This is a genomic window from Micropruina sp., assembly GCF_047607385.1.
In the GTDB taxonomy this organism is placed as follows: Bacteria; Actinomycetota; Actinomycetes; order Propionibacteriales; family Propionibacteriaceae; genus Micropruina.
Genome location: NZ_JASGDE010000195.1, coordinates 1 through 13,150 on the forward strand (window position 1 = coordinate 1; position 13,150 = coordinate 13,150).

Sequence of the window (13,150 nt, forward strand, 5' to 3'; positions counted from 1 at the left end):
ACCAACAGCCCGATCGTGGCCAAGTTCGCGGAGTTCATCGTCGAGCCGGCCTGACAGCAAGAAGCGGCGGTGCGGTGTGTCCCAGGAGTTTCGACTCCCGGAACACACCGCACCGCCGCTTCTTGCTGTCAGGCCGGCTCGACGATGAACTCCGCGAACTTGGCCACGATCGGGCTGTTGGTCGACGAGCCCGACATGTAGCTGTACACGCCGACGGATCCCGCGGTCTGCAGGCCGCTGGTCGAGTCGGTGGTCGACACCGTCCAGGCGGTCGGCTCGCTGGCGGCGGCCCGCCACACCTTGGCGCGCAGCGTGGTGCTGTTCGCCCCGGTGGCCTGCACCTTCAGCCGCAGGGTCTCATTGGCGGTCAGCGCCCCACCGGACAGGGTGACGGTGTTGCCGATCACCGTGGCCGTGCCGTTCACCGTGCGCTGGAACTGCACCGTCGTCGCCGTGGACGTCACCCGGACGACCGCCCGGTAGTCGGTGGTGCCGTTGCGCCGCACGATGAAGGAGGTGTAGGTCCCTCCCCCGGTTCCGGGCTTGTCGTAGCTCACGCTGGTCCGCAGCTCCACGTCACGGGCCGAGACGCTGTTCAGGTAGCTGCCCGGACCCACCCCCGCCGTCATCGTGATGGTGGCCGACCCGGAGGAGACCGCGAAGTTCGAGGCCGTCCCGGACCTGGTCCAGGCGCCGCCGAGGTCGGCGTTGCCCCACCCGTTGCTCACCGTCCGATTGAAGTCGTCGGCAGCGATCTGGGTCGGCGCCGCGACGGTGACGGTCTGGGTGACGTCGCCGGTGGCACCGTCGTTGTCGGTCACCGTCAGCTTCACCGTGTAGCTGCCGGCCGCGGCGTAGCTGTGGCTCGGGCTGGCCCCGGTTCCGGTGCCGCCGTCGCCGAAGGTCCAGGCATAGCTGGCCACGGTGCCGTCCGGATCGGACGAGCCGGTGCCGTTGAAGCTCACCGCCATGCCGTTCACCGTGTGGCTGAACGACGCGGTCGGGGCCTGGTTGGCGACCGTGGTGACCTGGTGGGTGACCTCGTCGGTCTCCCCGCCGTTGTCGGTGACGGTCAGTTTGACGGTCCAGGTGCCGGCCGAGGCGTAGGTGTGGCTCGGGCTGGCCTGGGTGCTGGTGCCGCCGTCGCCGAAGTCCCAGGCGTAGCTCGCCACGGTGCCGTCCGGATCGGTGGACTGGTTGGTGAAGTTCACCTTCAGCTTGCTCACCGAGCTGGTGAACGCCGCGTTCGGGTGCTGGTTGGGCGGCATGGTGGTGACCACGTCATGGGTGACGGTGTGCGAGCCGCCCCGATCGTCGGTGACCTTCAAGGCGATCGTGAAGGTGCCCGCCGAGGTGTAGGTGTGGTCGGTCACCTTGCCGGTGCCGGTGCTGCCGTCGCCGAAGTTCCACTCGTAGCTGGCGATGGTGCCGTCCGGATCGGACGAGGTGCTCGCGTCCACGTCCACGTCGAGGTGGTCGACGGTCGCGGTGAAGGCGGCCACCGGGTTCACGTTGGCTGCCTGGACCGTGACGGACTGGGTCTTGGAGTTCGTCGTGCCGTCGTCGTCGGTCACGGTGAGCTTCACCGTGTACGTGCCGCCGGTGGTGTAGCTGTGGGTGGTCACCGGAGCCGTGCTGGTCTGCCCGTCTCCGAAGTCCCACAGGTAGCCGGCGACGGTGCCGTCCGGATCGGACGACGCGGACCCGTCCACCGCGATCTGCAGGTCGGTCTTGGTCAGCGTGAACGAGGCGACCGGATCCTGGTTCGGAGCCGGCTGGGCCGCCTGGTAGTGGGCCTGCACCCGGCCGGCGCCGAGCTCGCTGAGGTAGACCGCCACCTCGTCGATCTCACCGTTGAACCAGGTCGCACCCGACCAGGAGGTGTCGCCGCCGACGTGCAGGTAGCCGTCGTAGGCCTGTGCCCCGGTCTGCGGATTGCTGCCCTGCAGGACACCGTCGAGGTAGAGACGCATGCCGTCGGACGACTGGGTCGCGACGACGTGATGCCAGCTGCCGTCGTTGTAGCTGTCGCTGGTGGTGATGATGTTCATCGCACCGGTGTAGGTGCCGAACGCCACCTTGCCGTTCGCCAGCATGTAGATGTGCCGGTCGTAGCACGACGACGGGCTGGTGAAGGTGCAGCCGAAGCCCATGATCTTGCCGCCCGCGGTGGTGGTGGTCTTGAACCAGGCCTCCTCGGAGTACACCGTCGGGTTCACCAATGCGTCGTTCGAGGTGACGTACTTGCCGTTGCCGTTGAACTGGAAGGCGGTGTTCGGGTTGTCGATCGCGCCCGGACGTCCCATCACCGGATTGTTGACGATGGTGCCGTGGCTGAGACCGCCGGCGACGTCGTTGGCGACGGTGCCGCTGGTCTCGCCGAAGCGCCAGTACAGCCGCGGGTGATCGGCGTAAACCGAGGAGCCGTAGGTGTCGCTCGGCCCGGGCGGCGCCGTGACGGTCACCGGGTGGCTGATGCTGCCGGTGGCGCCCTTGTTGTCCGTCACCGTCAGTGTCGCGGTGAAGGTGCCCTCCTGGGTGTAGACGTGCACCGGGTTCTGCGCGGTCGACGTGCCGCCGTCGCCGAAGTCCCAGGAGTACGCCGTGATGGTGCCGTCCGGGTCCGTCCCGGTGCCGGCGAAGGTCACCCGGCGCTGCTCGGCGCTGGAGCTGAACTCCGCGCTCGGTGCCTGGTTGAGCACGCCGCCACCGGCCTGGTAGTGCGCCACGACCCGGCCCAGGGGCAGTTCGGTGCTGTAGACCGCGACCTCGTCGATGGTCCCGTTGAAGTAAGGGTTGCCCGACCAGCTGTTGTCGCCGCCGACCCGCCAGTAGCCGTCGTAGGCCTGCGCCCCGGCCTGCGGGTTGGTGGCCTGGATCTCTCCGTCCACGTACAGCTTCATCCCGCTGGACGACTGGGAGGCGACCACGTGGTGCCAACCGCCGTCGTTGAAGCTCACGTTGCTGGTGATCACGGTGGACTGGCCGGTGTAGGTGCCGAACGCCAGCTTGCCGTTGGCCAGCATGTAGACGTGCCGGTCGTAGCTGCCCGAGTTGCCACTCTGGGCGTTGCCGAAGCCGATGATCTTGCCGCCCGTGGTGCTGGTGGTCTTGAACCAGGCCTCGACGGTGTAGACCGCCGGATTGGAGAAGATTCCGTTGGACGTGACCACGTCATCGCTGCCGTCGAACCGTGCCGCCCGGTTGCCCGCGATCACTCCTTCCTCGCCCAGGGTGACGCCGTTGCGGTAGGTGCCGTCGTTGAAGGCACGGCCCGAGTCGGCCGCGGTGGTGCCGGTGGTCTCGTCGAAGCGCCAGAACAGGTCGGGATCGTCGTTGTAGACGGCCGCGCCGTAGTTGTCGGCCGGGACCGGCGGGATGTCGGCCGTCCGGCCGCTCGCCGAGTACTGGCCCAGGATGGTGTTCTGGTCCAGCGCGGTCGGGTACACCGCCACCTCGTCGACCGAACCGACGAAGTTGTAGTTGCTGGGAGCCGAGGTCCAGCCGGCCAGATTGTCGCCCTGCAGCCGCCAGTAACCGAGGTAGGTCTCGCCCTGGGTGGTGTCCGAGCGGCGTCCGACCCGGACGCCGTCGACGTAGAGCGCCATGCCCTGCGACCCCATGGTCGCGGTGACCATGTGCCACTGGTTGTCGTTGTAGGAGCGTCCGCTGATCACCGTGCGGTTGTTGCCGTTGGTGGCCCGGACGCCGAAGATCAGCTTGCCGTCGTTGGTCATGTAGACGTGCCGGTCGCGATGGCCGGAGTTGCCGGTCTGCAAGTCGCCAAAGCCGAGGATCCGGCCGCCGGTGGTGCTGTCGGTCTTGATCCACGCCTGGGCGGTGAAGGTGTCGGGCGCGTACTGGGTGCCGTTGGCGTAGACCCGGCCGAACGCCTGGGTCGGCTGCGCCGTGCCGAAGGTCATCGCGGCATCACCGGTGATGGCGCCCGGCTGGCCGGCGGTGACATCGGTGTCGGCCACCCCGTCGTTGTAGCCCGACCGGTCCCGGATGGTCATCGGGTTGCCGGTCCGGGCGTCGTTCAGCGGCCAGTACAGGTCGGCCCCGGCGGACAGCACCGACTGGGTATAGCTGTTGCTGGCCGCCACCGTGCCGGGCTGGGTGTAGGAGACGGTGCTGGAGTTCACCAAGTTGCCGCCGGGGTCGCTGACCGTCACCCGGTAGCTGTAGCCGGCGCCGGGCGAGACCCCGGTGTCGGTGTAGCCGAGAGCGGGCAGCGTCCACCAGTTGGATTCCACGGCCTGGGTGCTGATCAGCGTCGATCCGCGGTACACCCGGTAGGTGAGGATGCGGTCGTCGCGATCGTAGGCGGCCGGCCAGGTGATCCGCGCCGAGGTGGCGGTCTGCGCGCTGATCTTCGGCACGAAGCTGCCGGCGGCGAACATCGGGCCCTGGCTGCCGGGCGCCACCGGGCGCTTGCCGAAGCGCACCAGGCCCTGCTGAGCAGTGCCGTTGACCCGCGGGAACTCGCCGCCGAAGACGATGAAGTCGTCGTTGCCGGTGACCGTCCAGCCGGCCTGGTACTGGCCGGTGTAGCTGCCCATCGCCATCTCCGGCAGCCAGTTGATCATCGCCGGGCCCTGCTTCTTGCCGGACCAGTTGTAGTAGAAGTGCGGATCGTTGAGGATGTCGCCGGTGACGGTGTCGCTCCAGGCCTGGGCATGCTGGTACTTCCAGCTGGAGTACTGCGGGAAGCCGCCGCCCATGTTGCCGCAGTAGTGGGAGTGGCCGGCGACGTACACCGTGCTCTGGCTGACGAAGGCGCCATAGGTGTCGCCGTGACAGTCGGTCACCCAGTCGGCCGAACCGGTGGACGACGACAGCGGGATCTTGAAGGTGCCCTCCAGGTTGCCGCCGGCGCCGAAGTGCCAGCTGGTGCCGTAGATGGCGTTGTTCTGAATCCGGATGCTGCCCACCGCGGCGTCGTCGCCGCCGTTGCGCACCTCGGGCTTCCAGGCGGCGTCCAGCGCGCCGCTGGTGGCGTCCATCTTGGCCATGCCGTAGGCGGCCTGGCCGCCGATGGTGGTGAACTGACCGGCGGCGTACACGTTGGCGGTGTCCGGGCTCACCGCGAGACCCCAGACCGGACGCTCGGCGGCCGGCGCCCAGGGCAGCAGCGCACCGTCGGAGGCCCGGAAGGCGGCCAGGTTGCCGCGGCTGCTGTTGCCGGCTCCGGCGAAGCCTCCACCGACGTAGACGGTGGTGTTGGTGGCCGCCACCGCGCGGGCCCGCGAGTTCACGCCGACCGGGTTGAACGAGGTGATCAGCGCGCCGGTCGCGGTGCTGTAGGCGGCCACCCGGCGCCGGGCCTGCCCGTTGGCGGTGGTGAAGTCGCCCACCACATAGACCCGGGTCTTGTCCGGCGACACGGCGACGGCCAGCACCTGCCCGTTGAGGTCGGGCGCGAAGCTGGTGTCCAGGTTGCCGGTGGTGATGTCGAAGGCGAGCAGGTTGTTGCGCACCGTCTCGTTGCTGCCGGCTGCGGCGCCGGCCGGGCGGGCGCGGGTGAACGAGCCGCCCGCGTACACCTTGTTGCCGGCGACATCGGTCGACCACACCACGCCGTTGATCTGGGCGGTGGGCAGCCGGTCGGCCGTGATCGAGTTGTTCGGCTGCGGCTGGATGGTGGCCGGCGCCGCCTCCGCCCGGCTGACTCCGGCCACCGAGCCGAGCGCGGCCAGCGCGGTGGCTGACAACAGCGTCACGGCTCTCTTGAGCAGCGTTGACTTGGGCATAACGTGTCCCCCCCTGAACATAATGAGCCCCGAGTCGTCAGGAGGAGATTCGTAACGCGACCAAGCCCCCGCAGGTTGCGCACAATCCGGCGCCAGGATGAGCGGCGCGGAAATCGTCTTCCCCCTCAGACGACGCACGAACGGTACCATGCAACGCACCAATCCTGCAGCCCGGTCCGCGAATTCGGAACAACTGAACAGGGCTAACTATTAACGAAATATAAGACTTGCATGAGAAAAGCCCGGCAGGATCCGAAGGGATCCTGCCGGGCTTATCAAACCCCGTTGTCAGGGGGCTGGCACCACCAGGTTGTCGAACGAGAACAGCACCGGGAGATCCGTGCTGGTGCCGGACACGTAGCCGTAGATTCCGACGCCGCCGGCGGCCTGCAGCGAGGCCGTCGAGTCGGTGCTGGACAGCGACCAGGCGGTCGGCTCGTTGCCGGCGCTCCAGAGCTTGACCTTGAGCGCCGTCGTGCCGCTGCCCGTCACCTGCAGCCGGATCTTCAGCGTGCTGCCGGCGGCGTAGGTCAGGCCGGGCACGGTCTGGCTGGACAGCACCGTTTCGGTCCCGCTGACGGTCTTCACCAGGTACAGCTGCACGGCACCGGTGGAGAGCACCCGCACCTTGGCGCTGTAGCTGCCGGCCCCGGCGACGTTGCGGCCGATGGCGCTGAAGTACTGGCCGCCGCCGGTCGCCGCCTTGTCCATGCTCACGTCGAAGGACATGTCGGTGTCGGTGGCGCTCACCGCGTTGAGCAGCGCGGTGTAACCGGCGCCGGCGGACGCGATCGCCAGCTTGCCCTTGCCGTCGGAGACGGAGAACCGCGCCGCGCCGTTGGCGATGGTCCAGGCGCCGCCCTTGTCGGCGGTCCCCCAGCCGCTGTTCACGGTGCGCCCGAAGGCGTCCGTGGCCAGCGGACCGGGAGCGGTCACGGTCACCGTCTTGGTGACGGAGTCCTTGGCCCCGTCGTCGTCGGTGACGGTCAGCTTCACCGAGTAGCTGCCGGCCTCGGCGTAGCTGTGCTGCGGGCTGGCGCCGGTGCCGGTCGCACCATCCCCGAACTCCCAGGCGTAGCTCGCCACCGTGCCGTCGGAGTCGGACGAGCCGGTGCCGTCGAAGCTGACCTTGAGGAAGTCGGCCGAGCTGGTGAAGGCCGCCGTCGGCTTGGCGTTGGCCACCACGGTGACGGTGTGGCTGACGGTGTGCTCGCCGCCCCGGTTGTCGGTGACGGTCAGCTTCACGGTGTAGCTGCCGGACGCCGGGTAGCTGTGCGTCGGCGTCTTGCCGGTGCCGGTCTTGTCGTCCCCGAAGTCCCAGGCGTAGGACGCGATGGTGCCGTCGGGATCAGCGGAGGCCCCGGCGTCGAAGCTCAGCTTCTCGTCGTCGGCGGTCCAGCTGAAGGACGCCGTGGGCAGCTGGTTCGGCCCCAGCACGGTCACCGCGTGGGTGACCGTGGCGGTGCCGCCGCGGTTGTCGGTCACGGTCAGCGTCACCGTGTAGCTGCCCGCCGCCGGGTAGCTGTGCGACACGCTCACCCCGGTGCCGGTGCTGCCGTCGCCGAAGTCCCAGGCGTGGGACGCGATGGTGCCGTCCGGATCGCTGGACGCGGCACCGCTGAACTGCACCTCCAGGTCACCGGGCTGCGACGAGAACGCCGCGGTCGGCAACTGGTTCGGCGGGTCGACGGTCTCGACCGTGTGGGTGACGGCGTTGGTCGCCCCCTGGTCGTCGGTCACGGTCAGCGTCACGGTGTAGCTGCCCGCCGCCGGGTAGCTGTGCGACGCGGTGACGCCGGTTCCGGTGCTGCCGTCGCCGAAGTCCCAGGCGTAGGAGGCCAGGGTGCCGTCCGGGTCGCTGGACGCGGCGGCGTCGAAGGCGACGTCGTGCAGGTTCACCGTGGCGCCGAAGGCTGCGGTCGGCGCCTGGTTCGGGGCCGCCACCACCGTCTGGGTGGTGGTGTTGGTCAGCCCCTGGGCGTCGGTCACGGTCAGCGTCACGGTGTAGCTGCCGCCGTTGGCGTAGCTGTGGCTCGCGGTAACGCCGGTGGCGGTCGCCGCGTCGCCGAAGTCCCAGGCGTAGGAGGCCAGCGGGCCGTCCGGATCGCTGGAGCCCGAGGCGTCCACGTTCACGGTCTGGAACGACTTGGTGTAGCTGAAGACCGCGGACGGTGCCCGGTTCGGGGCGGTCCGGCCGGAGGCGTTGTAGTGCGCCCGGACGTCGTCCTCGCTCAGTGCGCTCGGGTACACCGCCACCTCGTCCAGGCTGCCGGCCAGGTAGCTGCTGGTGGCGCCGGACCAGTTCTTGTCGCCACCGATCCGCCAGTAGCCGGTGTAGGCCTGGCTGGTTGTGGCCGGGTTGCTGCCGACCAGCTGGGCGTCCACGTACAGCTTCATCCCGTCGGCACCCTGCCGGGCCGCGACGTGGTGCCACTGGCCGTCGTTGTAGCTGGCGGTCGTGGTGATGATCTGCTGCGAACCCGGGTTGGTGCCGAAGGACAGCTTGCCGTTGTTCTGCATCCACACGTGCCGGTCGTAGGTGGAGCTCAGCCCGCTGGTGGTGTTGCCGAAGCCGATCAGCTTGCCGCCCTTGGTGGTGGTGGTCTTGAACCACAGCTCCGCGGTGAACTGCTGCGGCGCCGACCACTGCTCTTGTGCGACCACGACGTTGTTGCTGCCGTTGAAGGTCGCCGCGGTGTTGCCGTCGATCGCCCCCGTCACGCCGCGGCTCAGCGAGCCCGCCACGTTGCCGACATTGCCGGAAGCCGAGGAGTCCAGCGCATTGCCGCTGTTCTCGCCCAGCCGCCAGTAGATGTCCGGCGCGTTGGCCAGCACCGACGCCGCGTAGCCGTCGGTCGGCCGCGCCGTCCACGAACCGGTGCGTCCGCTGCCGGTGACGTGCGACTGCACCTCGGTCAGCGAGAGCGCCCGCGGGTAGACCGCGACCTCGTCGATGGAGCCGGCGAGACCGGAGTCGGAGGGACGGTTGGCGAAGCCCGTGGTGTTGTCGGACCCGATCCGCCAGTACCCCTGGTAGGCCCGCGGCGCGGTGTAGCGCTGATCCCGGCCGACCCGGACGCCGTCCACGAACAGCTGCATGCCGCCGGCGTCGACCGTTCCGGCCACGTGGTGCCAGGCGCCGTCGTTGATCGCGCTGCGGGCGGTGACGGTACGCACCGCGGTGTCGTTGATCATGAAATTCGGCCGGCCCGAGGTGTCCAGGTAGAGCGCCCGGTCGAACAGCACCGAGGCGTTGCCGGTGTTGGCCTGGTCGCCGAAGCCGACGATCCGGCCACCGCGCTTGCTGGTGGTCTTCACCCAGGCCTCCACCGTCACCGCGGACGGCGCGGCCTCCGCCGTGGTGGTCACCACGGAGCCGCTGGCGGTGCTGGTCAGCGAACTGCCGGCCTCGTTCAGCAGGGCGCCGGAGCCGCCCAGGGTCACCCCGGAGGTCGGGGCGCCGTGGGCCGAGCCGATCGAGTCGATGACCAGCGAGCTGCCGGCCGCCTCACTCAGCTGCCACAGGTGCGACGCGCCCTGGCCGGCGATGGCGGTGGCGTAGCCGGACGGCGTGTTGCCGACCGTCACGTAGCCCGACCATGCCGACCACTGTGCGTTGCCGGCGGCGTCCCGGGCCCGGGTCTGGTAGCGCACCTGGGTGCCGTCGGCCAGGCCGGTGTCGGTGAAGGTGTAGGTGGGCAGACTCCAGAACTCGGCGTCGTCGGCGCGGATCGTGCCGATCTTGGTCGTCGCGGAGCCCACGCCGCGGTAGACGTCGTACTCGGTGACGGCGTCGTCGCGGTCGAACATGGCGCCGAAGGCGACCCGCACCGTCCCGGAACCGGTCGGCACCGGCGTCGGGGTGGAGCCCGCGGAGGCGACCGGCTTGACGCCGTTGGAGATCGGCTTCTTGGCGAACCGGACCAGCGACTGCTGTGCCACGTTGTTCACCTTCGGGAACTCGCCGCCGAGCACCAGGTAGTCGCCGTTGCCACCGATGGACCAGGCCGCCTGCTTCGACGAGGTGTACTTGCCGAACTCCAGGTCGGGGTACCAGTGCAGCAGGCCGGTGTACGGAATGCCGGTGTAGTCCCAGTTGTAGGCGTCCTTGTTGGTGATGGTGCCGATGGCCGGCCCGATCCGCTCGGCGCTGGCCTTCTGCCAGCGCGCCCGCGGGTTGGTGTCCGGGAAGCCGCCGACCATGGTGCAGTTGTGGTCGTGGCTGGCGGTGTACAGCGCACCGTCCATCGGGAAGGTGTCGTAGGTGTCGCCCAGGCAGTCGTTCACCCAGTTGATCGCGCCGGTGGACGGATCGGCGGAGAAGGTGCCCTCGAAGGCGGCTCCGTCGCCGTAGGAGTAGCCGGCGCCGAAGATCGAGGTGCCGTCGGTGGACAGGGTGTCGATGGCGCCGTTGGCGCCCGCGGCCCGCAGCCGGGTGTTCGCTGCCCAGGGCAGGGTGGCGCCGGTGGTCGTGTCGATCGAGCCCATGCCGTAGGCGCTCACCCCGTTGATGCTGGTGAACGAGCCGCCGGCGATGATCCGGGACTTGTCCGGCGCCGCCACCATGGTGAACACGTAGCCGGAGGTGTCGCCCGCCGGAGCCCACGAGGTCAGGTTTCCGGTGCCGGCGTCGTAGGCCGCGAACAGCGCCCGCGGCTGGCTGTTGGACGCCCGGAAGTTGCCGCCGGCGTAGACCGTGTTGCCGATCGGGACCAGGCCGCGGACCTGCCCGTCGGTGCGGGCGTTGAAGCTGGTCAGCGGGGCGCCGGCGGCGGTCAGGTCGAAGGCGGCGATGTGGCCGCGGGCCACCCCGTCCACCTCGGTGAAGTCGCCGCCGACGTAGAGCCGGGTGCCGCTGTCGTTGGCCCGGATGACCAGGCCCTGGGCGTTCAGCGAGTGGTTGAAGGCGACCGGGTTCCCGGTCGTCACGTCGAAGGCGAAGATGTTCTTGGCGTCGACCGAGAGCGGGCTGTTCACCGGCTCGGCCGGCGGCCGGGCCTTGGAGAACTCACCGGTGACGTAGGCGGTGTTGCCGACCACCACGGTGCTCCACACCACGCCGTTGAGCTGCCAGGTGGGCAGCGCCTCCGCGGTGACGGTGGCCGGGTCGGTGGGCAGCAGTGCCGCCTCCGCCCGCTGGGCGGGAGCGACGCCGGCCAGGCCGGCGGTGAATACCAGCGCGCCGGCAACCATGCCGCTGATGCGCGCGCGCACGAAGCGCGATGTCGAGTTAGGCATTGCTCATCCTGAGTTCGCTCGTAGAAGCATGGGTTGCGGTCCTCGACAGCGGCGCCAGGACGAAATGGCGGACCAGCGTGCCGCCGACGAAGAGTCCGGCGGCGAGGACCACGGGCGTCCAGGCCGGGCTGACGCCCAGGGCCAGGAGCGAGGTGAGTAGTGCGACTGCGAAGCCGGCGTCGGTGATCCGGCAGAAGAACACCCGGCGCTGCCCGCCGCGGACCGCGGCCAGGCTGGCGAAGGGCTGGAACGAGGCCGAGGCCATCACGTAGACGACCCAGCCGGCGACGGTGAGACGTTCGATGTCGAAGGTCGATCCGCTGACCAGGTGGCTCAGGTAGGGCACGGCGATCACGATCACGGTGCCGGCCAGCAGCGCACAGGCCATCATCGTCAGCGACGCCCGCCAGGCCCGCCGATGCAGTGCAGGCACACCGAGCTTGGAGTCCCGGACGTAGCTGGACAGCAGGTAGGAGCCGAGCCCCTGGACGGTGAGCAGGACGGGCGCGACGAAGATCCGAGCGCCCTCGATCAAGCCGAGCGCAGCACCGCCGGCGAAGGCGGTGACCAGCACCCGGGAGACGGTGAGCATCAGCTGCGGCACCGCCACCTGCGCGCCACGCCAGGCGCCGAACACGACCACCCGGCGCAGATCGGAGCCGCGCATCCCGACCCAGACCCGCTCCGTGGCCGGCAGCAGCAGGACGCCGACCACGATGCCCGCCACCTGCCCGACCAGCAGCGCGGCGAAGAACGCCTCGACGGTGACGGCGTGGGTCGCGGCCGCGACACCGATGATCGCCAGCGCGGTGATCACCGCCACGCTGTCCAACGCGACCAGCCGCCAGAACTGCATGACGCCCATGAAGACCCGCCGGATCAGCTCCTCGAACTGGAAGGCGACCAGGGCACCGGCGAACAGCACCGCCTGCAGCGGCGTGAGCACGGTCACCCCCATCGCCGTCCCGGCGACCAAGGCGGTCAGCGCCCCGAGCACCAGCGCCCAGGCCTGCAGCGCCCCCCGGGTCGCGGGGTTGGCCCGGTCCAGGATGACCAGCGAATCGCCGATCATGCCGCTGGCCAGCGCGGTGGTCAGCACGATCACGCCGAGCGACATGCTGATCAGGCCGAGGCCCTGGGCCCCCAGCGTCCAGGCGGCGACGATCTGCAACCCGAAGCTGCCGAACGCCTGCCAGATCTGGGCGACAGCGGCGCCGGCGGCGCGAGACCGCGCCAGGGCGAAGATCCGCTTGACCGCCCTCACTTCAGGCCCCCGGTGAACACCGCCGACGTGTGCACGCCGTCGAAGTCGACCACCACGGTCACCTTGCTGCGCGACGAGGTCGGCACGGCGAACGCGTACAGGGCCTTGGCGGTCTTCCCCGCCTTGAGCTCACCGGCGAAGTCGGAGACCTTGGCCTCGTCGGTGTAGACCGGGTTGACCTGCTTGCCGGACTTGTCCAGCACGGTGATCACCACGGTGTCCAGCGACAGCGTGCGCTTGCTGCCGTTGGCGATCTCCATATCGAGCACGGCGTAGGCACGACCCGGGAACTGCCCGGGGCCCTCCTTGGTCTCCTTGCCGAAGGAGACGTCGCGGATGCGCAGCACGACCCCGTCGGAGTAGCTCACCTTGCCGCCGGTCCCGGCCGGCTTGGCCGTGATGGTCGGCGACGCCGCGCCGCTGCGCTGCACCTTGGGAACCGGCTGGCTCTTGCTGGTGGCGGTGCTGGTCGGCTTGGACGACGGCTCCGCACTGGCGGACGCCACCGGCGAATCGGCCGGTGCCGCGCCGACGGACGCCGACGGTGATGGTGTAGTGGCCGGTGGCGCAGACGTGCAGCCACTCAGCAGGATCCCGGCCAACATGGCCGCGGACACGACAGAACGAATTTTCCCCACAGCGTTTCCCCCCGAGACGCTTACGGATAAGACGGGGGGTGACGTGATTGTAGTTGCGACGTTGCACCATACGCTGCAACGCCTTGCGCGAACCGTCGCGACTTCCCCCCGCGGGCAATGATAGCGGCTGACTTGTCAGCTGTCACCTCCGGCGGAGCGAATTCTCCGCGACGTCATCGCAGCCAGGGCGGCGGGCGGCCCGGCCCCTCCCCGCCGACACCGGGGCCCTCGCCCGAGCCGGCACCGGCCGGCTCGGC

4 protein-coding genes are annotated in these 13,150 nt (G+C 69.6%); all 4 read right to left on the reverse strand.

Annotated features, from left to right (window positions below):
• Nucleotides 1-128: 128 nt before the first annotated feature.
• The 4 genes from QM582_RS16905 to QM582_RS16920 all read right to left on the reverse strand — a co-directional run bounded on the left by QM582_RS16905 (nucleotide 129) and on the right by QM582_RS16920 (nucleotide 12,761).
• The gene (locus QM582_RS16905) at nucleotides 129-5,723 is read right to left on the reverse strand and encodes a PKD domain-containing protein (protein WP_415086358.1); all 5,595 of its coding nucleotides are present in this window, start codon (nucleotides 5,721-5,723) and stop codon (nucleotides 129-131) included.
• Nucleotides 5,724-6,041: 318 nt separating this feature from the next.
• Nucleotides 6,042-10,991, reverse strand: a complete 4,950-nt coding sequence (locus tag QM582_RS16910) for a PKD domain-containing protein (RefSeq protein WP_415086360.1) — start codon at nucleotides 10,989-10,991, stop codon at nucleotides 6,042-6,044.
• On the reverse strand, nucleotides 10,984-12,255 hold the full coding sequence (locus QM582_RS16915; RefSeq protein WP_415086361.1) for a hypothetical protein: 1,272 nt from the start codon (nucleotides 12,253-12,255) through the stop codon (nucleotides 10,984-10,986). Before QM582_RS16915 ends, QM582_RS16910 begins: the two co-directional genes overlap by 8 nt.
• Nucleotides 12,252-12,761, reverse strand: coding sequence for a DUF4352 domain-containing protein (locus tag QM582_RS16920; protein ID WP_415086363.1), 510 nt, complete (start codon nucleotides 12,759-12,761; stop codon nucleotides 12,252-12,254). Before QM582_RS16920 ends, QM582_RS16915 begins: the two co-directional genes overlap by 4 nt.
• Nucleotides 12,762-13,150 lie beyond the last annotated feature (389 nt).